The following is a 23,194-nucleotide window of genomic DNA, read 5'->3' as shown; positions in this document are numbered from 1 at the left end:
AGGCGCCGGCGCGGCCGTGCGGGCCGGCGGCGCTGCTCTTCCGGGGGAGACGGCTGGGGAGGGGCAGGCCCCTCCCGCGTTCCCGAGGCCCCGCTGCGAGGCGGGGGCGACGCGCGAAGCGCTGGCGCTCCGGGAGGAACGCCAGGCGCTCGTTACATCTGCTCGGCGGCCTTGTCGGTCGGGCTGGCGATCAGCTTCTTCAGCTCTTCGCTCATGGGGAAGTTGAGGTTCAGGCCCTTCGGCGGGATCGGCTGGGTGAACCACTTGTCGTAGATCTTGTTGACCTCGCCGGAGGCGTAGGTATCGGTGATGGCCTTGTCGACCACTTTCTTGAACGCCGCGTCGCCCTTGCGCACCATGCAGCCGTAGATCTCGAAGGACTGCGGGGTGCCGCCGACGACCCAGTCGTCCGGCTTCTTGGCCTTGGCCATTTCGCCGTAGAGCAGCGCGTCGTCCATCATGAAGGCCACCGCGCGGCCGGATTCGAGCATCATGAAGGACTCGCCGTGGTCCTTGGCGGAGATGATGTTCATGCCCATCTTCTTGTCCGCGTTCATGGCCTTGAGCAGGCGCTCGGAGGTGGTGCCGGCGGTGGTCACCACGTTCTTGCCCTTGAGGTCGTCGAAGTCCTTGATGTTGGCGGTCTTCTTCGACAGCAGGCGGGTGCCGACCTCGAAGATGCCGACGGAGAAGTCGACCTGCTTCTGGCGCTCTTCGTTGTTGGTGGTGGAGCCGCACTCGATGTCCACGGTGCCGTTCTGCACCAGCGGGATGCGGGTCTGCGAGGTGACCAGGTTATAGCGGACCTTCAGCTCGGGGAGGTTGAGTTCCTTCTTCACCGCCTCGACCACTTTCAGTTGCAGGTCGTGGGAGTAGCCGATCGGCTTGCCCGGCTCGGTGCCGAGGTAGGAGAAGGGAATCGAAGCGTCACGGTGACCGAGGGTGATGGTGCCGGTGTCCTTGATCTTCTTCAGCGTGCCGGTGAGCTCGTCAGCGACGACCGGAGCGGACAACAGAGCGGCCACGATGGCGGTGCTCAGCAGACTGGGAGCGATACGCATGAATTTCTTCCTCGACTTGTTTTGATTTTTATTGAGCCGCGAGCGCCTGGCCTCTCCGGGACAGGGTGTTTCGCGGTTTTCCCCGGCGGGGGAAGCCACGAGAGTATCGTGCTTGCCGAACAGTGTAGTGGCAGGATGCATGCCAGCTTATGAAATCCGGCTTTTTTTAGCCTAAATATTTGAAAGTAAAAGAAATTAAATTTGGATGAAAATGCCCCGAAATGGCCTTTCGTCCGCTCTTCCGAATATTTTCGGGGCATGGCGTTCGGTTTTCCGAACGTTTCGCCGAGGTCCGTTCTTGAGCCATTCCGGGTTTTTCTGACGGTTCGTTCAGAAATTGTTCAGGCTTCGTTCAGGCCCGATTCAGGCCGGGTTCAGCAGAATTCACGCTGCGAGGCGCAAGCCGTCACGTCTTGCCTTCCTTACCTGGCGACGGCCGCCTGGAGTCCCCATGCGCTATCTCATCCTGAGCCTGCTGGCCGTGCTCGCCGCACCTGCCTGGGCTGCCGACGACGGCGACTTCTGGTACCTGCAGACCAGCGTCTACACCCGGCATTTCAACCCGGATCCGGAACACAACAATCACCAGGACCTGCTCGGCCTCGAATACAACCGCGCCGATGGCGTGCTGGCCGGCGGCGCGACCTTCCGCAACTCGTTCAGCCAGCGCTCCAACTACGCCTACCTGGGCAAGCGCTTCGACAGTGACAGCTACCCGGTCTACCTGAAGCTCACCGGCGGCCTGTTGCAGGGCTATCGCGGCGAATACCGCGACAAGATCCCGCTGAACCGCTTCGGCGTCGCGCCGGCGATCATCCCCTCGGTGGGCGTTCGCTTCGGCCCGCTGGGCAGCGAGCTGGTGCTGCTCGGCAATTCGGCGGCGATGATCAACCTCGGCCTGCGTCTCTGAGGCCCAGGGCGGGCACGGAACGCTGGCTGGTCTAGGCTGTCGTCTGTTCCCCGAGCCGCGTTCCTGAGCGGTTCGTCACTCGACAGGAGACTCCCATGCAGATCGATCTGAGCGACAAACTGGCAATCGTCAGCGGTTCCACCGCCGGCATCGGCTTCGCCATCGCCAGCGGCCTCGCCGCCGCCGGCGCCACCGTGGTGGTCAACGGACGCAGCCAGGCGGCGGTGGACCGTGCGATCGCGGCGATCCGGAACGGCCAGCCGGATGCCAGGATACGCGGCGTCGCCGGCGACCTGGGCGCGGCGGAAGGCTGCGCGGCCTTCGTCGCGGCCGAGCCGAAGGCGGACATCCTGGTCAACAACCTGGGCATCTTCGAGCTGAAGGACTTCTTCGACATCGAGGACGCCGAGTGGAGCCGCTTCTTCGAGGTCAACGTGATGTCCGGGGTACGCCTGGCCCGCGCCTACGTCCCGGGAATGGTCGAGCGGGGTTGGGGGCGAGTGGTGTTCCTGTCTTCGGAATCGGCGTTGAACATCCCGGCGGACATGATCCACTACGGCTTCAGCAAGACCGCCAACCTCTCGGTGTCGCGCGGCCTGGCCAAGCGCCTGGCCGGCACCGGGGTGACGGTGAATGCGGTGCTGCCCGGACCGACCCTCACCGAAGGCGTCGCCGAGATGCTCCGCGAGGATGCGCAGAAGGCCGGGCAGAGCATAGAAGAGGCCGGCACCGCCTTTGTCCGGCAGCACCGTTCCAGTTCGATCATCCAGCGCCTGGCGACGCCCGAGGAAGTCGCCAACCTGGTGGTCTACACCTGCTCGACCCAGGCCTCGGCGACCACCGGCGCGGCCCTGCGGGTCGACGGCGGGGTGCTCGACAGCCTGGCCTGACGAGCGCGCAACGCCAGCGTAAAAATGCTCCTCGGCACTCGCGGCGCGGTACCCGGCGGCCCTGGCCGGTTGCCGCGCCGGCGTCTGGCGGCGGCGCTCGTAAAGCTTGCGTAACGAGGCGCGACAGGAGGCGCCGGCAGGTCTAGAACGGCAGGTACCGTCATTCAGAGGATACCGCCACTCATGTCAGCTGCCTCGTTAGCCACCCTCGACGGGTCGCTCCGCATGACCCCCGTCGAGCAACCCCGACCGCCGGCTCTCGCCGACCTCGGCAGCCGCCTGATGATCGTCGTCGAGCGACGCGAGGACTGGGCCTCCTACCTGCCCAGCGAGGAAGTACTCACCGCCCAGGAATACCTCGAGCAATCGGCGCACGACCACGGCGGCCGCCGCGTGCAGGTGATCAACCTGTGCCGCGGCTACAAGTACCTCGGCCTCGGCTACTACTGTTCGCTGCTGGCCGAGGCCCGTGGCCACCGGGTGATCCCGTCGCTGCGCTGCATCAGCGAACTGGCTCGCAAGTCGGTGTACGGGCTGGCCCTGGGTGGCCTCGACAAGGCCCTGGACAAGGCGCTGTGCCGTACGCCCTATGGCGCCACCGACGGCTTCACCCTGACCCTGTATTTCGGCCATACCGAGTTCGAGCCGCTGGCCGACCTCGCGCGCCAGTTGTTCGAAGCCTTTCCCTGTCCGATCCTGCTGGTGGAGTTCCGTCGCCAGCAGGGCTGGCATATCGAGGGCGTGCGCCCTGGCGTGCTGAACCGCTTGCGCAGCGACCAGGAGGATGTCTTCGCCGATGCCCTCGACGGTTTCAGCCGGCGCGCCTGGCGCATGCCGCGTTCGCGGCGGGTGGCACGCTACGACATGGCGATCCTCCACGATCCCGACGAAGCGCTGCCGCCGTCCAACCCGCAGGCGCTGGCCAACTTCGTACGGGTCGGCGCCAGCCTCGGCATCGACGTCGAACTGATCGGACGCAAGGACTACGCGCGCCTGGCCGAGTTCGACGCCCTGCTGATCCGCGAGACCACCCGGGTCGACCACCATACCTATCGCTTCGCCGAGAAGGCCGAGCGCGAAGGCCTGGTGGTGATGGACGACCCGGCATCGATCCTGCGCTGCACCAACAAGGTCTACCTGGCCGACCTGCTTGGTTGCCGGCAACTGGGCATGCCGCTCACCGAGATCCTCTACAAGGAACGCCCGCAGGACTGGCAGCGGGTGGCCCGGCGCCTGGGCTTCCCGCTGGTGCTGAAGATTCCCGATGGCTGCTTCTCCCGTGGCGTGGTCAAGGTCAACGACGACAGCGAACTGCTGGCGGCGGCGAGCGAGCTGTTCGAGCGCTCGGTCCTGTTGCTGGCCCAGGAGTTCTTCTACACCGAGTACGACTGGCGCATCGGCGTGCTCGACCGCCAACCGCTGTACGCCTGCCAGTACTTCATGTCGCGCGGCCACTGGCAGATCTACAACCACAAGGCCGACGGCCAGGACGTCAACGGCGAGTGCCGCGCCGTGCCGCTGGAGCAGGTGCCGCCGGCGGTGCTGGAGCTGGCCCTGGAGGCCGCCGGGCTGATCGGCGACGGCCTCTACGGGGTGGACCTGAAGCAGGCCGGCGACAAGGTGCTGGTCATCGAGGTCAACGACAACCCGAATATCGATGCCGGCGTCGAGGACGGCCAGCTCGGCGACGAACTCTACCGGCGCATCCTCCAGGCCTTCGTCCAGCGCCTGGAACTCAAGCACCGTGGCCAGTTGAGCAAGGCGCTACGCTGAACGGCGCGCCTCAGTCCGGCCGGCGCGTGGCCAGGCGCAGGCCGGAGCCGCGGGCGAGGGCGGCCGGCCTGACGCAACGGACCCGGTAGCGGCCGCGCTCATCGATCTCGATGCCCTGCAACTCGGGAGCGAAACCGGGAAAGTGCTCGCCGAAGGCCTGCAAGGCCAGCAGGTAGTCGATCAGCGCCGGCGATTCATCGGCCACCCGTTCGCCGGGCAACAGCAGCGGCGCGGCCGCCGGATGGACGCCGACCAGGCTGGCGACCACACGGCCGCCGAGCCTGTCGATCGCCACCGCTTCGGTTTCGTCCCTGACCAGGTGCCCATAGACCGTGGCCGGCGCCAGCGCGGCGTGGCCGGCAGCCCTGGCGGCGGCGTCGGCGAGGGCGGTCAGGTGCAGCCGCAGGCTGGCTTCGTGGATCATCGCGCAGAGTTCGCGCAGGCCGATGTAGCGGTACAGCGGCGAGCTGTCGAGCAACTCCGGCAACACCTGCTTCAGCGGCGCATTGTCGTCGTGCCGGCGTTTGAATTCGCACAGCCTGTCCACCAGCGGCTGCGCGTGTTCCGCCCTGGCGCCCTGGGGAAACAGCAGCAGGAAGCGATAGTCGCCGGTGCGCAACGGGGCGATGCCGTGCCGGCGCAGGTAGCGGCAGACCACCGCGGCGGGTACTCCGAAGCTGGCCGGGCGACCGCGCGAATCGAGGCCGGGGGCGCTCAGGGCGACGCGCAGCGGGTCCAGCAGAGGACTGCTGTCGAGTGTCTCGGCGAGCCCGTGCCAGCGCTTCGCCGGCGTCTCCCGGCCGGCCTCGATGCCAGGCCCCGGGTTGCCCCGCAGTATCTCGAAGAACCACGTATCGCCATCCTCCCTGGCGAGCCGCGCGGCGGCTTCCCAGAGCGCCCGGCGAAAGGCCTCGGCGATGTCGCCGGCGTGCGCCGCCGGGGCTCCTGCGGACGTCTTGCGGTAGGCCGTGGAGAGGTCGTTCAGCGGCGTCGCCAGGTGCTCCGCGGTGCTCTCCGAGCCGATCCGCCACTGCTTGGCCGGCGCCAGATCGAGGCGTGCGCGGCCGTTGTAGCGGGCGCTCACCGGCGTGCGCGGGACCGGCGGGGCATAGTCGCGCAGCCGCCTGGGGCCCGCCGGGGCGCGCCATTCACGCAGGTCGCTGTCGATGCGCTCGGCGATGAAGCGTGCGGGGCCGGCGGCCAGGTTGAAGCATCCCTGGACCTCGTCCAGTAGCTGGCTGGACAACTGCTCGATGCGCAGTTGACGAAACAACAGGAACAGCGGGATGGACGGCGCGACCTGGCGGAAGTCATCGAGCGCCGCTAATTGTGCGGCTTCGTTCTCGCCTGTCGGCTCCGCGACGAGCAGGAGGATGCCGGCGGGGTGCGCGGCGTTGCCGAGAAAATCCAGGGCGACCTTGCGGCTTGGCGCCTGGAAGAGTCGATAGCCGCGTATTTCCAGTTGTCGACAAAGCTCGGAAAGACGATTCGCATCATTGGCCGCGTTTATGTTGGAAGTGACGAGTATTGAATGACGCGAAGGATTGTTTCGAGACATGCTGTTGTCCTTGTCCATTCGAACCGCTCGGTTTCGCCGGCAAAAGCGTCGCCCGGCACGCCGAAGGCTCTCGCGAGGCGCGACTAGTGATTGATGATGTACTTGGCGCTGGCGAAGGTCGGCGGGATATAGAAGTTCCACTTCTTTTGCCGGGCGAGTGCCTTGAAGGCGCCGATGCAACTGCAACCGACCTTCTGGAAGATGTTGCTCTTGTGAAACTTGACGGTACTCAGGGAGCGGCTGATCTGTTCGGCTATTTCTTTTTCCGAGAGACCGGAAAGCAGCAGGTAGATCACGTCCCATTCGCGCGAGGTGAACAACTCCGAGGGGGGCGTGAAGGTGAAGGTACCGATGCCGTCGGTGGCGATGAAGCCGCGCGGGGCGACCGAGGTCAGGGTCTTGGCATGGGCGATCACCCCGGTGCGATTGCCGCGCCGGTCATACAGCGGCATGCGTTCGAAATACAGGCAGCAGGGCGCCGGATGATCGTCCGGCCTGAGCAGCGCCAGGGCCTCGATGCGCTTGCCGGTCTGGATGACCAGCTTGTCGTGCTCTTCGATGCTGGCACTGAAGGGGGACAGCAGGGAGTTCTTCTGGCCGAACCGCGGGGTGATCAGTTCGGTATAGCGACGATTGACATAGACGAAGTTGAGACAGTTGTCTTTCACACTCCAGGCCTCTTCGCTCTGCTCCCAGGAAATGATCAGTTCGATGGGAATGTGCACCGACATGTGGTGAGTCATGTCCAGCAGCTTTTCGATATCCAATAGCGTCATTGGCTACTCCACTCATTTACATGTGGGCGGGTCTTTGAATGGAAGAAAGATGGCGAGGCGAGTGCGTGCCGGGATGTTCGTTGGGTCCTGCGGAAGTTTCTCTGGCAAGTGCTATCTTCTTTTCGGTGGCGTTCGACTCCTGCGTCTGCGAAGTGTTACCGGAGCAACTACGCCGGGGCGCAATTCGATTTCAGGTTATATCCGCGACCTCATGCTCAGGCTGTACTTTTGATCGAGTTTTTTTGCGCTGTTCTAATAGGGGGCGGGCGCGTTGTTCGAAAAGTCGATTGACAGCTGACGGAGGTGGCCAGGGTCCTATCGAACAATTCCAGGAGTTCCCTTTTTCCAATGCGCGATGCCACCGGTCCGTACTTCGCTCGCCGGGGCCGTTGCGCGGCTATGGTGGAAGTCCCGAGGCCTATCGAGGCTTTGTCATGTCGCGTGTGCTTTTCCTGCTCCTGGCCATGGTGCTCGCCGGCCTGGGCCAACCGACCCTCGCCGCGCCCCTGCCGGACGAGCTGCCGGCAGCGTTGCCCGCCGCGCCGCCGGTCGCGCCGTTGCCCATGGGCAGCGCGCCACAGCCGCAACCGGAGGCCGCCGAGCCGGACCTGCCGGGCAGCGACGCGGCCAGCGCCGACGGGGAGGCGACGACCAAGGACGGCTTGAAGATCGGCAACGGCAGTCTCCGCCTGCGCCAGGACGATCCCGGGCCGACCCGGGAAAGCCCGCTGCGCGATCCCCGCCTGAATCCCTACGCACCGCGTCAGCCCTGACCGACGGCCCGCGCCCGGTGGTCGGGCGGGTCTAGGCTTGTGCTGCGGTCGGCGGCGTTCCACGGCGAGCGCCGACCGTTCGTCCGCGCCGCGGGCTTTTTTCCCCGCCACTGTCGAAAGGCGCCCTCGCCGGGCGACTACCGAACGAACGGATCGTCGATCCGCACCAGGAGCCCACCGCCATGAAATACCTCTGCCTGATCTATTTCGACGAAGCGAAGCTGGCCGCCGTGCCGGCCGAGGAGCTTGCCGCCATCGTCGACGAGTGCATGACCTACTCCGACCAGTTGGGCAAGGCCGGCCACTACATCGCCTCGCACGCCCTGCAGTCGGTGCAAACCGCCACCACCCTGCGCCACCAGGGCGGGCGGCTGGCGATGACCGACGGGCCGTTCGCCGAGACCAAGGAGCAACTCGGCGGCTTCTACCTGATCGAGGCGCGCGACCTCAACCAGGCCCTGCAGATCGCCGCGAAGATTCCGCCGGGACGGCTCGGCTGCGTCGAGGTGCGACCGGTCAAGGAATGGGAGTGAGGGCGCCCGGCGCCGGAGGTGAAGCATGTGCCCCCTGTGCATCGCATCCCTGTCCCTGCTGTGCGCCGGCGGCGCTTCGCTGGCCGGCTTCGCCCTGGCGACCGGGCGCCGGCGCCGCTGGCGGAACGACCCCGGGCAGGCTGGAAAACCGAGAATTTCCGTGGAGAATCGGCAATGAATCCTTCTTTGCAGGACCACCCGGTGAGCAGCCGGGAACAATGGCTGGACGCCCGTCGCCGCCTGCTGGCGCGGGAAAAGCAACTCACCCGCCTGCGCGACCAGGTCGCCGCCGAACGACGCGAGCTGCCCTGGGTCAGGGTGGACAAGGACTACCGCTTCCAGGGCGAGCGCGGTGAGCGTTCGCTGGACGAGTTGTTCGGCGGCAATAGCCAGCTAATCGTCTACCACTTCATGTTCGCGCCGGGCTGGAGCGAAGGCTGCGTCGGCTGTTCGTTCCTCGCCGACCACATCGACGGCGCCAACCGGCACCTGGCGCACCACGACGTCAGCCTGGTGGCGGTATCGCGCGCGCCCCTGGAAGAGTTCCAGGCGTTCCGCCGGCGCATGGGCTGGCGTTTCGACTGGTACTCCTCGTACGGCAGCGATTTCAACCGTGACTTCGGGGTGTCCTTCGACAAGGCGCAACTGGCCGCCGGCAGCGTCGACTACAACTACCAGCCGACCCCCGACGCCGGCGAGGAAATGCCGGGTGCCAGCGTGTTCCTGCGCAATCCGGCGGGCGAGGTGTTCCACACCTATTCGGCCTATGCGCGCGGCCTCGACATCCTGCTCACCACCTACACCTTCCTCGACCTGACGCCCAAGGGGCGCAACGAGGACGCGATCATGGACTGGCTGCGTCACCACGACCGCTACGACGAGGCGCCGAAAAGCGCCTGCTGCCACGCGCAGGCCAGCCATTGAGGGAGCACGGCGAGCCGTTGCGCAGCCGCATCGAGGCGCTGTACCGCGAGGAGTCGCGGCGCGTGCTGGCGACCCTGATCCGCCTGCTCGGCGATTTCGAGCTGGCCGAGGAGGCCTTGCACGACGCCTTCATCGCCGCCGTCGAGCAGTGGCCGCGCGACGGTATCCCGCGCAACCCGCGCGCCTGGCTGGTTTCCGCTGGGCGCTTCAAGGCCATCGACAACCTGCGCCGGCGAGCGCGCTTCGACGCCTCGCAGCGACTGCTCGCCGAGCAACTGGAAGAGCAGGCCGAGGCGCCGGCGGAGGAGGGCGATGCGGTGGAAGACGACCGGCTACGCCTGATCTTCACCTGCTGCCACCCGGCGCTGACCCCCGAGGCACAGGTGGCGCTGACCCTGCGCGAGGTCTGCGACCTGCGCACCGAGGAGATCGCCCGCGCCTTCCTCGCCGCGCCCAGCGCCATCGCCCAACGCATCGTGCGGGCCAAGAACAAGATCCGCGAGGCCCGGATTCCCTACCAGGTACCGACCCTGGAGGAGCTCCCCGAGCGGCTGGGCAACGTCCTGCAAGTGATCTACCTGGTGTTCAACGAGGGCTACTCGGCCTCCACCGGCGCCAGCCTGACCCGCGCCGATCTCAGCGGCGAGGCGATCCGCGTCGGCCGCCTGCTGGTCGAGCTGCTGCCCGACCCCGAGGCCCTCGGCCTGCTCGCCCTGATGTTGCTGCACGACTCGCGGCGCCAGGCGCGGATCTCGGCCAGCGGCGAACTGGTGCGGCTCGACGAGCAGGACCGCGCTCTGTGGGATCGTGGACTGATCGTCGAGGGGCTCGGCCTGGTCGAGCGGGCCCTGGCCAGCCGCCGCGTCGGGCCCTACACCCTGCAGGCGGCGATCGTTGCGGTACATGCCCAGGCGCCGCGCGCCGAGGACACCGACTGGGCACGGATCGTCGCCCTCTACGACGCGCTGCTGTACCTGGTGCCGTCGCCGGTGGTCGAACTCAACCGCGCCGTGGCCTTGGCCATGCGCGATGGCGTCGAGGTCGGGCTGGCCGTGGTCGATGCGTTGCTGGCGCGAGGTGAACTGGCCGATTACCACCTGGCGCACTCGGCGCGTGCCGACTTCTGCCGCCGTCTCGGTCGCCGCCGCGAGGCCCGCGAGGCCTACCGCGCGGCGCTGGCCCTGGCGCGCCAGGAGCCGGAGCGGCGCTTCATCGAGCAGCGCCTGCGCGAACTCGATTGAAGCCGGCTCAGGCGCCGTTGGCGCAGGCCGTACGCGCTTCGCCGCCAACGCCACGGGTGAACCACCAGAACGCCAGGGCCGCCAGGCTGATCGCCGCGCCGAGCAGGCTCACCGCGTCCCAGCCGGCCCAGGCGTACATGGCGGTGCCGGCGCTGGCGCCGAGGCCGCTGCCGGCGGCGTAGAACAGCATGTAGCAACCCACCAGGCGGCTGTGGGCGCGCGGGTCGATGGCGAAGACCAGGCTCTGGTTGAGCACATGGATCGCCTGGCCGGCGAGATCGAGCAGCAGCACGCCGAGAATCAGCGCCGCCAGCGAATGCGCGCCGAGGGCGAGCGGCAGCCAGGACAGCAGCAGGGCGCCGCCGCTGAGCGCCTGGGCGTGGCCGCGATCGGCCAGGCTGCCGGCCCGCGCCGCGCCCAGCGCGCCGAGCGCGCCGACCAGGCCGAAGGCGCCGATGGCGCTGTGCGACAGCGAATGCGGCGGCGCGCCGAGCAGCAATACCAGGCTGCTCCAGAACACCCCGAAGGCGGCGAACATCAACAGCCCGAGCAGGCCGCGCACCTGCAGCACGCGCTGGCTCGCCAGCAGGTCGAACATCGAGCCGAGCAGTTGCCGGTAGGTCAGCCCCAGTTCGTTGCTCGGCGCCGCCGGCAGTACCCGCCAGAGCAGCAGGCCGAGCCCGCCCATGCTCGCTGCCGAGACCAGGTAGACGCTGCGCCAGCCGCCGAGGTCGGCGAGCAGCCCGGCCAGGCTGCGCGCCAGCAGCAGGCCGATCACCACGCCGCCCTGCGCCGCGCCGACCACCCGCCCGCGCTCGCCAGGCGCCGCCAGCGCCGCGGCGTAGGCCAGCAGTCCCTGGGTCATGGCGGTGCCGAGCAGGCCCAGTCCGAGCAGCCCCAGCGCCAGGCCGAGGGTATCGCCGGCGAAGCCCACCAGCAGCAGCGACAGCACCAGCAGCAGGAGCTGGACGAACATCAGCCGGCGCCGCTCCAGCAGGTCGCCCAGCGGCACCACCAGCAGCAGCGCCAGGGCGCAACCGGCCTGGGTCGCGCCGAACAGCAGGCCGACCCCGGCCTGGCCGATGGCGAACTCGGCACCGAGGACGTCCAGCAGCGGCTGGGCGTAATAGACGTTGGCCACGCTGAGACCGCAGGCGACGGCGAACAGCAGCACCAGCGCGGAGGGGAGGGAGGATGGCGAGGATGGCATGCGAAGCGCTCCGTAAGGTTTCAATATGAAACTAAAGCGGAGGCTAGGAATTTTGGTTTTAAAATGCAACCTAAATTATCGCAGCAGTGCGTCTATCGATCGCGACTCGCGCACAGTGGAACGCGGGCCCGCCGCCGATTCACCTGGCGGCGGGCCCGCGTAGCGGACGCTACCGGTCCTGCTCGCAGTTGACCATCCAGGCCACGCCGAAGCGGTCGGTGAACATGCCGAAGCTCGCCGCCCAGAAGGTCGGGCCCAGCGGCATCTGGACCGAGCCGCCCTCGGCGAGGGCGTTGAACAGGCGCTCGGCCTCGGCCTTGCTGTCGACGTTGAGGCTGATGGAACAGCCCTTGATGCCTTCGTAGGGATAGGCCGGGTGATTGTCCGAGGCCATCAGGGCGAAGCTGCCGACCACCAGCCGTGCGTGCATGATCTTGTCCTTCCAGTCGGCCGGGATGTCGCCGCACTCGGGGCTGTCGCCGAACGGCAGCATGGCCTCCAGGGTGCCGCCCAGGTGCTGGTGGTAGCAGCTGAAGGCCTCCCGGCAATTACCGTTGAAGATCAGGTAGGGGACGATTTGCATGGCGCTTTCCTCGTTCTTGGCGGAGTGCGGGGCGGTTCAGTTGCGTTTTTCCAGCTCGGCGCGCAGGCGCTCCTCGCGCTCGCGCAGTTCCGGGGTGAACTCCTCGCCGAAGTCCTCGGCCTCGAAGACCTGGCGGATCTCGATCTCGGATTCGCCGTCGAATGGGTTCGGGCATCGCTTGACCCACTCGATGGCCTCTTCCAGGGAGGCCACCTGGAACATCCAGAAACCGGCGATCAGCTCGCGGGTCTCGGCGAAGGGGCCGTCGATCACCGTCCGCGCGTTGCCGGAGAAACGCACCCGGGCGCCCTTGGCGCTGGGCTGTAGCCCTTCGCCGGCGAGCATCACCCCGGCCTTGACCAGTTCCTCGTTATAGCGGCCCATCGCCGCGAGCAGTTCCTCGCTGGGCATCTCGCCGGCTTCGGAAGCCTGAGTGGCCTTGACGATCACCATGAATCTCATCTGCGTTCTCCTTGTTGTTCTGCGCAATGACGGCCCGTTCTGGCCCGCCTCCCGAACTGGTCGAACGGCAGGCCGGCGGATCGACAGGCGACGGCGGTTTTTTCGCTGGCCGGGGCAGTATAGGAGGCCCGCGCCGAGCGGCCGGGATGGCCGACGAGCGTCGCTGCGGAGTGTGCCGACCGCTGGGCGGGCCGCGCCAGCCGTGGCCTGCAGGGCTTCTACACTGTTCCGGCAGAGCCATTTCCGCGAGCCTCGGCATGCCCCGTATCGTCTTCGCCCCGGCCATCCAGCGGCACGTCGCCATGCCCGCGCTGGACGTCGGCGCCGCCACCGTCGCCGCCGCCTTGCAGGCGGCCTTCGCCCGCGAGCCGCGCTTGCGCGGCTACCTGCTCGACGACCAGGGCAGTCTGCGCCGGCATGTGGCGCTGTTCGTCGATGGCGTGCAGGTCCGCGATCGCCGGGGATTGGGCGATCCGCTCCAAGACGATAGCGAGATCTACGTGGTGCAGGCGCTGAGCGGCGGTTGACCAACAGAGGAGGACATCCGGTGAACGAGCGACTCTATGTCGGCACCCGCAAGGGCCTGTTCGAGCTGCGGCGCAACGCGGCGGGCCAGTGGCTGCCGATGGCCAGCCACTTCCTCGGCGAGCCGCTGAGCATGCTCCTCGCCGACCCGCGCGACGGCGCGCTCTACGCGGCGCTGAACCTCGGCCATTTCGGCGTCAAGCTGTGGCGTCGCGACGCCGGCGCGACGGACTGGATGGAATGCGCGGTGCCGGTCTATCCGCCGCAGCCGCCAGCGGCCGAACCGCTGGAAGGCCAGGCGGCGGAGCCACCCTGGTCGCTACAGCAGTTGTGGATCCTCGAGCCAGGCGGCGCCGACCGGCCCGGCACGCTGTGGGCCGGAACCATCCCCGGCGGCCTGTTCCGTTCCGACGACCGTGGCGCCAGCTGGCGCCTCAACCGCGAACTCTGGGAACGACCCGAACGCGCCCAGTGGTTCGGCGGCGGCTACGACCATCCCGGCATCCATTCCATCTGCGTCGACCCACGCGACAGTCGCCACCTCACCGTCGCGGTGTCCTGCGGCGGCGTCTGGCAGAGCCACGACGACGGCCGCAGCTGGACCTGCACCACCAGAGGCATGCGCGCCGACTACATGCCGCCGGAGCAGAGCGAGGAGGCGGCGATCCAGGACCCGCACCGCCTGGTGCAGTGCCAGGCGCGCCCGGAGTTCCTCTGGGTGCAGCACCACAACGGCATCTTCCGTTCCAGCGACGGCGGCCTGCATTGGCAGGGCGTGGTCGCCGAGCCGTCCAGCTTCGGCTTCGCCGTCGCCGTGCATCCGCGGCAGCCGGACACGGCCTGGTTCGTCCCGGCGACCAAGGACGAATGCCGCATTCCCAGGGACGCCCGTTTCGTGGTCACCCGCACCCGGGACGGTGGCCACAGCTTCGAGACCCTCGAGCGCGGCCTGCCCGATGGCCCGGCCTACGACCTGGTCTACCGCCACGGCCTGGACATCGACCCCAGCGGCGAGCGCCTGGCCATGGGCTCGACCACCGGCGGCCTGTGGCTCAGCGAGAACGGCGGGGAGGACTGGCAGCAGCTCTCCGCCAACCTGCCGCCTATCTACTGCGTGCGCTTCGCCTGAGCGCGCGGTGCTGGACAGCCTCGGCGCGCTTGCATAGGTTCGTGGGTTTTCGCCAAGGAGCCCACCCCATGAGCCTCGAATCCGTCCGGCGGTTCTTCGCCGAGAAAGCCCCGGACCTGCGCATCATCGAGCTGGAAACCAGCACCGCCACCGTCGCCCTGGCCGCCGAGGCCCATGGCGTGGAGCCGGGGCGCATCGCCAAGACCCTGTCGCTGCGGGTCGGCGAGCGCACCGTACTGGTAGTGGCGCGCGGCGACGCGCGGCTGGACAACCGCAAGATCAAGGCCGCCTTCGGCGGCAAGGCGAAGATGCTCGGCGCCGAGGACGTGGTCGAGCTGACCGGGCACCCGGTCGGCGGAGTCTGCCCGTTCGGCCTGGCGACGCCGCTGGCGGTGTACTGCGATGTCTCGCTGCAAGCCTTCGACGAAGTGCTTCCGGCCGCCGGGGCGGTGCACAGCGCGGTCCGCATCGCCCCGCAACGGATGGCCGAGCTGGTGGATGCGCAGTGGATCGATGTGTGCCAGGAAGTCCTCCAGGAAGCCTGACGGCAACTGCCGGGCTCAGGCCAGATTGAGCTGCCAGGACACCCCGAAGCGGTCGGCCAGCCAGGCGAAACGCTGGCTGAAGCCGTAGTCGCCGAGCGGCATCAGGGCCTTGCCGCCGTCGCTCAGGGCCTCGGCCAGGCGCTCGATCTGCGCGTTGCTCTCGCAGTCGACGAAGAAGGAGAACGCCGGGGTGAAATCGAAGGCGTGCCGCACATGGCTGTCGATGCAATGCACGCTCTGGTCGCCGAGGCGGAACAGCGCCTTCAGCACCGAGCCCTCCGGGCCCGGCCCCTCGGCGCCGTAGCGCTGGATCTGGAGGATCTCGGCGTCGTCGAACAGCGACAGGTAGAAGTTCATGGCCGCCTCGGCCTGGACCCCCTGGAACATCAGGAAGGGTCGTACGCGTGCGCTCATCGCGGTCTCCTCTGGAAGGCTGGCTCGAGGCTAGAGCCTAGCTCACCACGTTGCGGGTGAAACGCACCACCTCGTCGCCGTCGTTGACGTAGGCGTACGGCTGGTCGCTGGCGAAGGCATGGAAGTCGCCGGCCTCGATGCGCCGTTCGCCGTCGGCCAGTTCCAGGCGCAGGCGACCTTCGATGACCAGAACCATCTCCCGCCAGCCGGCGGCGTCGGGTTCCGATACGTAGCGCTCGCCCGGTCCCAGCGACCAGGCCCAGAGTTCCACCTCGCGCCGCGCCGGTGCGCTGGCGAGGAGGGTGGCGCGGCTCTCGGGGTGGTGGCCGACCCAGGCCACCGCATTGATCCGCGAGCGGTCGGTGGCCGGTGCCTGGACCAGGTCGGGGAACAGCACGCCGAGGGCGGCGGCGATACGGTCGAGGGTCGACAGGCTGACATTGACGTCGCCGCTCTCGATGCCCACCAGCATCCGCCGGCTGACACTGGCCGCGCGGGCCAGCGCTTCCTGGCTGAGGCCGGCTTGCAGGCGCAGGCGGCGGACGTTGCCGGAGACATGTTCGAGGACGCTGGGGCGTTCGGTAGGGTTGGGCAATATATTGCTCACTGTCGCGGTTTTGCGCATTATAGTGCACATCCCGTTTCCCGCAGTCCATCGGGCTGCTTCCCACTGCCGGACCTCTTCCATGACCTCCACCTCCCGCGGCCTCGCCGGAACGCTGTTGCCGGTCGGCCTGCTATTGATCGCCATGGCCTCGATCCAGAGCGGCGCCTCCCTGGCGAAAAGCATGTTCCCCCTGGTCGGCGCCCAGGGCACCACGGCCCTAAGGCTGTTCTTCGCCGCGCTGATCCTGCTGCTGCTCCTGCGTCCCTGGCGCAAGCGCCTGAGCCTGCAATCGCTGCGCTCGGTGGTGGTCTACGGCATCGCCCTGGGCGGCATGAACCTGCTGTTCTATCTCTCGGTGCGCACCGTGCCGCTGGGCATCGCGGTGGCCCTGGAGTTCACCGGGCCGCTGCTGGTGGCGATCCTCTCCTCGCGGCGCCTGCTGGACTTCCTCTGGATCGGCCTGGCGGTGTTCGGCATCTGGCTGTTGCTGCCGCTGGGCAACAGCGCCGAGCCGCTCGACCTGGTCGGCGCCGCCTATGCCCTCGGTGCCGGCGTGTGCTGGGCGCTGTACATCCTCTTCGGCCAGCGCGCCGGCGCCGACCATGGCGCCCAGGGCGCCGCGCTGGGGGTGCTGGTGGCGGCGATCCTGGTTGTGCCGATCGGCGTCGCCCACGCCGGCGCCGACCTCCTCGACCCGGCGCTGATCCCGTTGGCGCTGGGCGTCGCGGTGCTCTCCACGGCCTTGCCCTACACCCTGGAAATGGTCGCGCTGACCCGCCTGCCGGCGCGCACCTTCGGCACCCTGATGAGCATCGAGCCGGCCTTCGGCGCGCTCTCCGGGCTGCTGTTCCTCGGCGAGCGGCTGAGCCCGACCCAATGGCTGGCCATCGGCGCGATCATCCTCGCCTCGGTCGGCACTACCCTCAGCGTCAAGTCGCGTGTCGCCGCCCCGGCGCTACCGGCCAAGGACTGAGGCGGCCTCCGCGTCCTCCCGCTGCAGGCGCTCGTGCTGGCGGATGAAGCGCCGCGTGCTGCGCGCCAGGCGGATGCAGAGCATGATCGCCGCGCCGGTCAGGCCCACCACCAGGCCTTGCCACAGGCCGCGCGGTCCGGTGGGTTCCTGGAACCAGTCGGTGAGGCCGAGGCTGTAGCCCACCGGCAGGCCGATGCCCCAGTAGGCGAACAGGGTCATGATCATCGTCACCCGGGTGTCCTGGTAGCCGCGCAGGGCCCCGGCGGCGGTGACCTGCAGGGCGTCAGAGAACTGGAACAGCGCGGAGAACACGATCAGCGAGGCGGCGATGGCGATCACCGCCGGGTCCGGCGAATACATCGCGGCGATCTGCTCGCGCAGCAACAACATCAGGCTCGCCGAGACGCAGGCGTAGCCCAGCGCCGCGGCCATCCCCACGCCGGCGGCGAAGCGCGCGTCGCGCGGCAGGCCGGCGCCGAGGTTGTGGCCGACCCGCACGGTCACCGCCATCCCCAGCGAATAGGGAATCATGAACACCAGCGCGCTGAAGTTCAGGGCGATCTGGTGGCCGGCCACCACGTTCTCGTCGAGCCCGCCGATCAGCAGGGCGATCACCGAGAAGATGCTCGACTCGGCGAACACCGCGATGCCGATCGGCAGGCCGACCGCCACCAGCGGGCCGATGGTCGCGCGATCCGGCCACTCCCAGCGCGAGAACAACTGGCTGGCGCGGTAGATCGAGGCCTTGTTCACCCAGAACAGCATGCCGAGGAACATGAACCACATCACCGAGCCGGTGGCCCAGCCGCAGCCGGGGCCACCCATCTTCGGCATGCCGAAGTGGCCGTAGATCAGCGCGTAGTTGATCGGGATGTTCAGCAGCAGCCCGCCGATCCCCAGCACCATGCTCGGCCGGGTCCGTCCCAGGCCGTTGGTGTAGCAGCGCAGTACGTGGTACAGCGCCGCCGCCGGGAAGCCCAGGGCGATGCCCTTGAGGTACAGCAGGCTCGGCCCGATCAGTTCCGGGCGCACTTTCATCAAGCCGAGGATCGGCTCCGACAACCACCACAGCACCGCCCCCGACAGCGGTCCGATCAGCAGCGCCAGCCACAGCGCCTGGCGCACCAGCGGCCCGGTGCCGGGCTGGTCGCCGGCGCCATGGCGCTGGGCGACCTTGGCCGTGGTGGCGAGCAGGGTGCCGGTCATCAGCAGGAACATCGGGATCCAGATGGAGTTGCCCAGCGCCACCGCTGCCAGGTCGTGCGGACTGGCGCGCCCGGCCATCACCGCATCGACGAAGCCCATGGCGGTGGTCGCCAGTTGCGCGATCATGATCGGCGCGGCGAGGGTCAGCAGTTCCTTGAGTTCGGCGCGGATGCGCAAGCCACGGGAAAGGGGCAGGGCGGGGCTGTTCACGGCAGTCCTTGTCTGGGCAGGGGAACCGCGTAGTTTACGGGTTGACGGGGTGGTCAGGAAGGGTCAACAGGGTCGTGCCGGTTGCCCAGCCCCCCACCGCGCTACGCGCAGACAAACGACCCCGCGCTGCCCGCTTGAGGCCCGACCCCGTAGGGCGAATAACCGCCTGGCGGTTATCCGCCACATACCCGTGACAGCGGCGGATGACATGCCCTGGAAACGCCGGACACCTCCCCCAGACTTTTCCGCAGCCTCTCTCAGACGCCCAGGAATTGGATAAAAAACCAGTAGGAGGAAGATGGAGGGGTCGCCAACTCCATCTGTTTTCTTGGGGGCAGAAAAGACGCGGGCCGCAGGTGCAGGAACACCTACGACCCGCTAACCAGAGACCAGCTAATCAAGGAGCTGACCCATGGCTAAGGCCGATGATACGTCGAATCCCGCAATAACCGCACAGTCCCCTTCCACCTTCATCCCCCTGCGACGCACCTCGCAATGCAACCAGCACCCCGGTTGCGCCACCCTCTACCTGGACAGCAGCGCAGCCAGCGAAGACCTGTTCTACACCGCCCGCCGCCGGCTGGAGTCGGCGATCGGAACGCTGAGCGTCCTCGACCTGTTCGACGAAACCGAAGAGCCCGGCGAAAGCATCTGCCGCATCACCGGTTCCCTGCTGTCGTTGCTCAGCGACGCCCTGTCACTGTTCGAGGCGGAATACGCACGCAGACACCGATAACCGACGGAGGCGGTGCCCCCCGGCAAGGCCGGGGGGTTGAGTAGCGGGGCGAAAAGGGGATCCCTCTCCGCCCTGGCTCGGCAGTTGCGCGGTCGGGCGAAAGCCACCTGCCCGCTACGCACGCCAACCCAGGCAATCCCTGACGATGACCGGTCTTTCATCTGCGACTGTTTCTCATTTACACTCGACCCCCATTCTTCGGAGCCAGGCTCCTTTCCTGGGTGCATCGTGCCGTTCGATCCCGCCAAGCCGACGCTGTTGTCCACACTGGTTCGTCACTACGAGGAACTGGTCGACCATGTTCGCCGGCGCTTCGGCGACCGGGGCATGGCGCGCGAAGTGGTGCACGACGTGTGCGTGCAGTTGCTCGAACGCGACGAGAAGGAGGACGTGCACACGCCCCTGGCCCTGCTGCGGAAAATCTCCCACGACGCCGCCGTGAGCCGCTATCGTAGCGACCGTCGTCGAACCGCCTGGGTGGAAGCCGTCGCCGAGCTTCCGGAAGTCGCCTGCATGGCGGCGACGCCCATGGGTCGCCATGAGGCCGAGCGCGAGTTCCAGGCACTGGTCGACGCCATCGCCACGCTTCCTCCTCGCTGCCAGGCCGTTTTCGTCATGCACAAGATCCACGAAGTTCCCCAGGCGCAAGTCGCCGACCGCCTCGGCATCTCCGTCAAGACCGTGGAAAAGCACCTGCGCCTCGGACTGGCGGCCTGCCGGGAACGGCTCGGCCGCGGCGAGGCACGGCCATGACCCAGCCCTCGAAACGGAATGGGCAGGTTCCGCTGGACGACGCCCTGGAGCGCCATCGCGACGCGCTGAAGGATCTGTTCCCGCTGCCGCCCTCCCGGCCGAAATCGCGCAAGGCAAGCAAGGCGGCCGGCGTCGCGCTATTGCTGGCGCTGGCCATCGGCGCCCTGGCCTGGCTGGACCCGGCCTACAAGCGCGAGCGCTTCGCCACCGCCATCGGTGAGCGGCGCGACGTAACCCTGGCCGACGGCAGCCAGCTCCTGCTCGACAGCGGCAGCCAGATCGAGGTCAGTTGGCACCCGCTCAGCCGCCGGGTCGCGTTGCGCGCGGGGCAGGTGCTTTTCGAGGTATCCCCGGCGCGCTATCGGCGCTTCGTGGTGTCCGTGGGTTCGACCGACATCCGCGTGCTCGGCACCCGGTTCAACGTGCGCCGCCTGGACGACGATGTCCGCGTGACCCTGGAGCGTGGCCGGGTGGAGGTCGGCACCTCGGCTACGGCGCAAGCGCCAGTCGTGCTCCTGCCGGGCCAGCAGGTCGATGCCATTGGCGGGCAACTGATGCCGCTGGCCAAGGTCGATGCCGCCACGGCGATGGCCTGGAAAGACGACCGCCTGGTCTTCGAGCGCACGCCCCTGGGCGAAGCCGTCGCGCTGCTGCGCCATTATCGCAAGGCGCCCATTCTCCTGGACGACCCCAGCCTGGCCTCCCTCCGGCTGACCGGCGTCTTCGCCGCGCACAACGCCGACCGGCTGCTCGACCTGCTGCCGAGCATCCTTCCCGTGGCCGTGTCGCGGCAGGAGGACGGCAGCGTCGAGATCCAACGCAAATCGACGCGAAAATAATTCTCGGACGCAGGTAGGGTTTCCCGCGCGCCGTGGCGGCTATCCAGGAAAAGCCAACCTGCATAGGAAATCGAGACGTGCATTTTTCCCTCCGCAGTCGCCACCTGCGTCCTTCATTGCTCGCCAGCAGCCTGCTCCTGGCGGTGTCGGCCCAGGGCCAGGAAAAGCTCGACGTGGATCTGCCCGCCGCGCCGCTCGGCCAGGCGATCAACGCCCTCGCGCAACAATCCTCGGTACAGATCCTTTTCGCCGGCGATCTCGGCGCCGGCCGCCAGGCGCCCGCGCTGAAGGGGCGTTTCACCCCCGAAGAGGCATTGCGCCAGTTGCTCAGGGATAGCGGCCTGAAGGCGCAGGCCAGGGACGAACATACCTTCATCGTCGTTCCGGCCAGCGAAGCCGCCGTGCCCGCTACGCAAGCCCGCAGCGAACCGCTGGACATGGAGCAGATGGAAATCACCGCCTCGCGCACCAGCAGCGACCTGGTCTCCGCCACGCGCCAGTCCACCGTCATCGAGCATGCCCAACTGGAGGAGCTGCGCCAGGGCTCCGACAGCCTGGCCACCGTGCTGGCCAAGGCGGTGCCGGGGATGTCCGATTCCAGCCGCACCATCACCGAATACGGCCAGACCCTGCGCGGGCGCAGCATGCTGGTGATGGTCGATGGCGTGCCGCTGAACACCAACCGCGACTCCTCGCGCAACCTGGCCAACATCGACCCGGCGCTGATCGAGCGGATCGAGGTCATCCGTGGCAGCAGCGCCATCTACGGCAGTGGCGCCACCGGCGGGATCATCTCCATCACCACCCGTCCGGCCGGCGGCGAGAACCGCGCGGAGACCCGTCTCAGCGCCACCTCGCCGCTGACCCGGCTGGGCAGCGATGGCCTCGGCGGTCAGTTCCAGCAATACTTCGCCGGCTCCCTGGGGGCGCTCGACTATTCGTTCGACTTCGGCACCCGCCACGTCGGCGCTTCCTACGACGCCCATGGCGACCGCATCGCCCCGGAACCCAGCCAGGGCGACCTGTTCGACTCGAACGTCTACAACATCGGCGGCAAGCTCGGCCTGCGCATCGACGAGAACCAGCGCGTGCAGCTCGCCCTCAGCCACTACGACGCCCGCCAGGACACCGACTACGCCACCGACCCGAGGGTCGCCAAGCTGCCGCCGGGCTCGGTCCCGGCCAACGCGATCAAGGGCCTGGAGCTGGACGAGCAGAACCGCATCCGCAACACCCTGGCGAACCTCGAGTACGAGAACCTCGACATCCTCGGCAGCCGGCTCTCCGCGCAGCTCTACTACCGCGACTATTTCACCCGCTTCACTCCGTTCGACGCCCGCGCCGTCTCCACCCGTGGCGGCAATGTCGACCAGATCATGCAGAACAGCGAAGTGTTCGGCAGCCGCCTGACCCTGCGCACGCCGCTGGGCGAAAGCGGCAATACCGAACTGGTCTGGGGCGGCGACTACAACCAGGAACGCAGCGACATGCCGCTCGACGTGTTCGACCCGGCGGCCTACGACGCCAGCGGCGGGCTGGTCTTCGACAAGATCGGCAAGCTCACCTACATGCCGCCGCTACGCACCCGCAGCGCCGGCGCGTTCGCCCAGTTGCAGCATCGCTTCGACGAACACTGGTCGATCGACGGCGGCCTGCGCTACGAATACTCCACCGCCGAATTCGACGACTTCGTCCCGCTCTCCGAGTCCAAGGCCGCCTCGCCGGTGACCGTCAAGGGCGGCGACCTCGACTACGACGCGGTGCTGTCGAACCTCGGCATCGTCTATTCGCCGGTGGCTGGCCAGGAAATCTATGCCTCCTTCAGCCAGGGCTTCCAGCTGCCCGATGTCGGCATCCAGCTGCGCAACGCCCACCGTGGCTTCGATATCGGCTCCTCGAACCTCGAACCGGTGAAGACCAACAACTACGAACTCGGCTGGCGTGGCGCCATCGGCGGCAACACCCTGGGCAGCCTGGCGCTGTTCTACACCACCTCCAAGCTGGGCGACGTGCAGAGCTTCAACAACGGCCTGATCCTCACCCGCACCAAGGAGCGCATCTACGGCGTCGAGGCCAGCGCCGACTGGCTCAGCGACGACGAAGTCTGGGGCGCGGGCGGCAGCGCCACCTGGATGCGCGGACGCGAGAAGCCGGACGGCAAGGACTGGCAGGACATGACCGGCTACCGCGTGCCGCCGCTGAAGCTGACCGCCTACCTGCAATACAAGCCGGATGCCGACTGGAACAACCGCCTGCAGGCCACCTTCTTCGACTCCAAGGACTACCGTCTCGACGGCGTGGAAAGCTTCGGCCGGCGCCAGGTCAGCACCTACACCACGGTCGACCTGGTCAGCCAGTACCGCATCACCCCCGACGACCAGTTGAGCCTGGGCATCCAGAACCTGTTCAACCGCGACTACTACCCGCTCTACAGCCAGTTGCTGCGCAACAACAACAACACCAGCCACCTGCCGGCGCCGGGCACGGTGCTGACGGCGAGCTATACGCACAACTGGTGAGGGGGAGGGCGGAGCCACCGGGCCTGGGCGGGCCCGGTGGGCAG

At 67.8% G+C, this 23,194-nt stretch carries 24 protein-coding genes; 15 read left to right on the top strand and 9 right to left on the bottom strand.

Annotation, left to right across the window (positions count from 1 at the left end; all coding sequences use genetic code 11):
* Positions 1 to 152: 152 nt before the first annotated feature.
* A complete protein-coding gene (locus LE197_RS15255; RefSeq protein WP_003124984.1) occupies positions 153 to 1,061 on the bottom strand; it encodes a glutamate/aspartate ABC transporter substrate-binding protein in 909 nt (302 codons plus the stop codon).
* 451 nt (positions 1,062 to 1,512) lie between these two features.
* Here LE197_RS15255 and pagP point away from each other — a divergent pair, with 451 nt between their 5' ends.
* From pagP to LE197_RS15240, 3 genes are all read left to right on the top strand, one after another.
* A complete protein-coding gene (gene pagP, locus LE197_RS15250; RefSeq protein WP_003082771.1) occupies positions 1,513 to 1,971 on the top strand; it encodes a palmitoyltransferase PagP in 459 nt (152 codons plus the stop codon).
* Positions 1,972 to 2,066: 95 nt separating this feature from the next.
* Entirely contained in the window at positions 2,067 to 2,861 is a 795-nt protein-coding gene (locus tag LE197_RS15245; RefSeq protein WP_023109035.1) for an SDR family NAD(P)-dependent oxidoreductase, read from the top strand.
* A 183-nt stretch (positions 2,862 to 3,044) separates the two neighbouring features.
* Positions 3,045 to 4,634, top strand: a complete 1,590-nt coding sequence (locus LE197_RS15240) for a RimK family protein (RefSeq protein WP_016263738.1) — start codon at positions 3,045 to 3,047, stop codon at positions 4,632 to 4,634.
* 10 nt (positions 4,635 to 4,644) lie between these two features.
* On the opposite strand, the gene LE197_RS15235 is transcribed toward LE197_RS15240, so the two are convergent.
* On the bottom strand, positions 4,645 to 6,210 hold the full coding sequence (locus tag LE197_RS15235; RefSeq protein ID WP_010792047.1) for an Orn/Lys/Arg decarboxylase N-terminal domain-containing protein: 1,566 nt from the start codon (positions 6,208 to 6,210) through the stop codon (positions 4,645 to 4,647).
* A gap of 65 nt (positions 6,211 to 6,275) precedes the next feature.
* Positions 6,276 to 6,968 carry a helix-turn-helix transcriptional regulator gene (locus tag LE197_RS15230; RefSeq protein WP_003082787.1) on the bottom strand — a complete coding sequence of 231 codons (693 nt, stop codon included), beginning with the start codon at positions 6,966 to 6,968 and terminating at the stop codon, positions 6,276 to 6,278.
* Between the two features lie 434 nt (positions 6,969 to 7,402).
* On the opposite strand from LE197_RS15230, the gene LE197_RS15225 reads away from it, so the two are divergent.
* The 4 genes from LE197_RS15225 (at position 7,403) to LE197_RS15210 (ending at position 10,439) form a co-directional block, all read left to right on the top strand.
* Positions 7,403 to 7,741, top strand: a complete 339-nt coding sequence (locus LE197_RS15225; RefSeq protein ID WP_003112384.1) for a hypothetical protein — start codon at positions 7,403 to 7,405, stop codon at positions 7,739 to 7,741.
* A 182-nt stretch (positions 7,742 to 7,923) separates the two neighbouring features.
* The gene (locus tag LE197_RS15220) at positions 7,924 to 8,274 is read left to right on the top strand and encodes a YciI family protein (protein ID WP_003082795.1); all 351 of its coding nucleotides are present in this window, start codon (positions 7,924 to 7,926) and stop codon (positions 8,272 to 8,274) included.
* A gap of 174 nt (positions 8,275 to 8,448) precedes the next feature.
* Positions 8,449 to 9,198 (top strand): DUF899 domain-containing protein, encoded by a 750-nt coding sequence (locus tag LE197_RS15215; RefSeq protein WP_016263737.1) that lies wholly within the window; start codon positions 8,449 to 8,451, stop codon positions 9,196 to 9,198.
* Between the two features lie 17 nt (positions 9,199 to 9,215).
* Positions 9,216 to 10,439 (top strand): RNA polymerase sigma factor, encoded by a 1,224-nt coding sequence (locus LE197_RS15210; RefSeq protein ID WP_031638047.1) that lies wholly within the window; start codon positions 9,216 to 9,218, stop codon positions 10,437 to 10,439.
* Positions 10,440 to 10,446: 7 nt separating this feature from the next.
* Here LE197_RS15210 and LE197_RS15205 read toward each other — a convergent pair whose 3' ends face one another.
* The 3 genes from LE197_RS15205 to LE197_RS15195 form a co-directional block, all read right to left on the bottom strand.
* A complete protein-coding gene (locus tag LE197_RS15205; protein ID WP_023109034.1) occupies positions 10,447 to 11,649 on the bottom strand; it encodes an MFS transporter in 1,203 nt (400 codons plus the stop codon).
* Positions 11,650 to 11,818: 169 nt separating this feature from the next.
* On the bottom strand, positions 11,819 to 12,232 hold the full coding sequence (locus tag LE197_RS15200) for a VOC family protein (RefSeq protein WP_003082839.1): 414 nt from the start codon (positions 12,230 to 12,232) through the stop codon (positions 11,819 to 11,821).
* 36 nt (positions 12,233 to 12,268) lie between these two features.
* Positions 12,269 to 12,694, bottom strand: coding sequence for a YciI family protein (locus LE197_RS15195; RefSeq protein WP_003086910.1), 426 nt, complete (start codon positions 12,692 to 12,694; stop codon positions 12,269 to 12,271).
* A gap of 257 nt (positions 12,695 to 12,951) precedes the next feature.
* Between LE197_RS15195 and LE197_RS15190 the strand changes: the two genes are divergently transcribed.
* The 3 genes from LE197_RS15190 to LE197_RS15180 all read left to right on the top strand — a co-directional run bounded on the left by LE197_RS15190 (position 12,952) and on the right by LE197_RS15180 (position 14,893).
* Positions 12,952 to 13,221 carry a MoaD/ThiS family protein gene (locus tag LE197_RS15190; protein WP_003086912.1) on the top strand — a complete coding sequence of 90 codons (270 nt, stop codon included), beginning with the start codon at positions 12,952 to 12,954 and terminating at the stop codon, positions 13,219 to 13,221.
* A gap of 20 nt (positions 13,222 to 13,241) precedes the next feature.
* On the top strand, positions 13,242 to 14,348 hold the full coding sequence (locus LE197_RS15185; protein WP_016263735.1) for a WD40/YVTN/BNR-like repeat-containing protein: 1,107 nt from the start codon (positions 13,242 to 13,244) through the stop codon (positions 14,346 to 14,348).
* A 68-nt stretch (positions 14,349 to 14,416) separates the two neighbouring features.
* Positions 14,417 to 14,893 (top strand): YbaK/EbsC family protein, encoded by a 477-nt coding sequence (locus tag LE197_RS15180; RefSeq protein WP_016263734.1) that lies wholly within the window; start codon positions 14,417 to 14,419, stop codon positions 14,891 to 14,893.
* A gap of 15 nt (positions 14,894 to 14,908) precedes the next feature.
* Here LE197_RS15180 and LE197_RS15175 read toward each other — a convergent pair whose 3' ends face one another.
* On the bottom strand, positions 14,909 to 15,307 hold the full coding sequence (locus LE197_RS15175) for a VOC family protein (protein ID WP_003106807.1): 399 nt from the start codon (positions 15,305 to 15,307) through the stop codon (positions 14,909 to 14,911).
* Positions 15,308 to 15,344: 37 nt separating this feature from the next.
* Positions 15,345 to 15,995 (bottom strand): helix-turn-helix domain-containing protein, encoded by a 651-nt coding sequence (locus LE197_RS15170; protein WP_003082844.1) that lies wholly within the window; start codon positions 15,993 to 15,995, stop codon positions 15,345 to 15,347.
* On the opposite strand from LE197_RS15170, the gene rhtA reads away from it, so the two are divergent.
* Positions 15,994 to 16,887: a threonine/homoserine exporter RhtA gene (rhtA, locus tag LE197_RS15165; RefSeq protein WP_016263733.1), complete on the top strand. Its 894-nt coding sequence runs from the start codon at positions 15,994 to 15,996 to the stop codon at positions 16,885 to 16,887. The genes LE197_RS15170 and rhtA overlap by 2 nt on opposite strands.
* On the opposite strand, the gene pmpM is transcribed toward rhtA, so the two are convergent.
* A complete protein-coding gene (gene pmpM / locus LE197_RS15160; protein ID WP_023109033.1) occupies positions 16,870 to 18,303 on the bottom strand; it encodes a proton-coupled multidrug efflux MATE transporter PmpM in 1,434 nt (477 codons plus the stop codon). The two genes, rhtA and pmpM, sit on opposite strands and share 18 nt — an antisense overlap.
* A gap of 412 nt (positions 18,304 to 18,715) precedes the next feature.
* On the opposite strand from pmpM, the gene LE197_RS15155 reads away from it, so the two are divergent.
* The 4 genes from LE197_RS15155 (at position 18,716) to LE197_RS15140 (ending at position 23,150) form a co-directional block, all read left to right on the top strand.
* Positions 18,716 to 19,039 carry a hypothetical protein gene (locus tag LE197_RS15155; protein ID WP_023109032.1) on the top strand — a complete coding sequence of 108 codons (324 nt, stop codon included), beginning with the start codon at positions 18,716 to 18,718 and terminating at the stop codon, positions 19,037 to 19,039.
* A 228-nt stretch (positions 19,040 to 19,267) separates the two neighbouring features.
* Positions 19,268 to 19,792 (top strand): RNA polymerase sigma factor, encoded by a 525-nt coding sequence (locus tag LE197_RS15150; RefSeq protein ID WP_003086922.1) that lies wholly within the window; start codon positions 19,268 to 19,270, stop codon positions 19,790 to 19,792.
* Complete coding sequence (locus LE197_RS15145; protein ID WP_003118651.1) at positions 19,789 to 20,631, top strand: FecR family protein; 843 nt, start codon at positions 19,789 to 19,791, stop codon at positions 20,629 to 20,631. Before LE197_RS15150 ends, LE197_RS15145 begins: the two co-directional genes overlap by 4 nt.
* 77 nt (positions 20,632 to 20,708) lie before the next feature.
* Entirely contained in the window at positions 20,709 to 23,150 is a 2,442-nt protein-coding gene (locus tag LE197_RS15140) for a TonB-dependent siderophore receptor (RefSeq protein WP_023109031.1), read from the top strand.
* The last annotated feature ends 44 nt before the right edge of the window (positions 23,151 to 23,194 follow it).

Origin of the sequence: Pseudomonas sp. PS1(2021) (genome assembly GCF_020405165.1) — a bacterium.
Classification (GTDB): domain Bacteria; phylum Pseudomonadota; class Gammaproteobacteria; order Pseudomonadales; family Pseudomonadaceae; genus Pseudomonas; species Pseudomonas aeruginosa.
The sequence above is the reverse complement of the archived record's forward strand: the minus strand, read 5'-3'. Positions and strand labels throughout refer to the sequence as shown.

Coding starts and splice junctions, on each gene's coding strand:
- LE197_RS15255 (WP_003124984.1), bottom strand. CDS start 1,061: ATGCGTATCGCTCCCAGTCTGCTGAGCACCGCCATCGTGGCCGCTCTG.
- pagP (WP_003082771.1), top strand. CDS start 1,513: ATGCGCTATCTCATCCTGAGCCTGCTGGCCGTGCTCGCCGCACCTGCC.
- LE197_RS15245 (WP_023109035.1), top strand. CDS start 2,067: ATGCAGATCGATCTGAGCGACAAACTGGCAATCGTCAGCGGTTCCACC.
- LE197_RS15240 (WP_016263738.1), top strand. CDS start 3,045: ATGTCAGCTGCCTCGTTAGCCACCCTCGACGGGTCGCTCCGCATGACC.
- LE197_RS15235 (WP_010792047.1), bottom strand. CDS start 6,210: ATGGACAAGGACAACAGCATGTCTCGAAACAATCCTTCGCGTCATTCA.
- LE197_RS15230 (WP_003082787.1), bottom strand. CDS start 6,968: ATGACGCTATTGGATATCGAAAAGCTGCTGGACATGACTCACCACATG.
- LE197_RS15225 (WP_003112384.1), top strand. CDS start 7,403: ATGTCGCGTGTGCTTTTCCTGCTCCTGGCCATGGTGCTCGCCGGCCTG.
- LE197_RS15220 (WP_003082795.1), top strand. CDS start 7,924: ATGAAATACCTCTGCCTGATCTATTTCGACGAAGCGAAGCTGGCCGCC.
- LE197_RS15215 (WP_016263737.1), top strand. CDS start 8,449: ATGAATCCTTCTTTGCAGGACCACCCGGTGAGCAGCCGGGAACAATGG.
- LE197_RS15205 (WP_023109034.1), bottom strand. CDS start 11,649: ATGCCATCCTCGCCATCCTCCCTCCCCTCCGCGCTGGTGCTGCTGTTC.
- LE197_RS15200 (WP_003082839.1), bottom strand. CDS start 12,232: ATGCAAATCGTCCCCTACCTGATCTTCAACGGTAATTGCCGGGAGGCC.
- LE197_RS15195 (WP_003086910.1), bottom strand. CDS start 12,694: ATGAGATTCATGGTGATCGTCAAGGCCACTCAGGCTTCCGAAGCCGGC.
- LE197_RS15190 (WP_003086912.1), top strand. CDS start 12,952: ATGCCCCGTATCGTCTTCGCCCCGGCCATCCAGCGGCACGTCGCCATG.
- LE197_RS15180 (WP_016263734.1), top strand. CDS start 14,417: ATGAGCCTCGAATCCGTCCGGCGGTTCTTCGCCGAGAAAGCCCCGGAC.
- LE197_RS15175 (WP_003106807.1), bottom strand. CDS start 15,307: ATGAGCGCACGCGTACGACCCTTCCTGATGTTCCAGGGGGTCCAGGCC.
- rhtA (WP_016263733.1), top strand. CDS start 15,994: ATGACCTCCACCTCCCGCGGCCTCGCCGGAACGCTGTTGCCGGTCGGC.
- LE197_RS15170 (WP_003082844.1), bottom strand. CDS start 15,995: ATGGAAGAGGTCCGGCAGTGGGAAGCAGCCCGATGGACTGCGGGAAAC.
- LE197_RS15155 (WP_023109032.1), top strand. CDS start 18,716: ATGGCTAAGGCCGATGATACGTCGAATCCCGCAATAACCGCACAGTCC.
- LE197_RS15145 (WP_003118651.1), top strand. CDS start 19,789: ATGACCCAGCCCTCGAAACGGAATGGGCAGGTTCCGCTGGACGACGCC.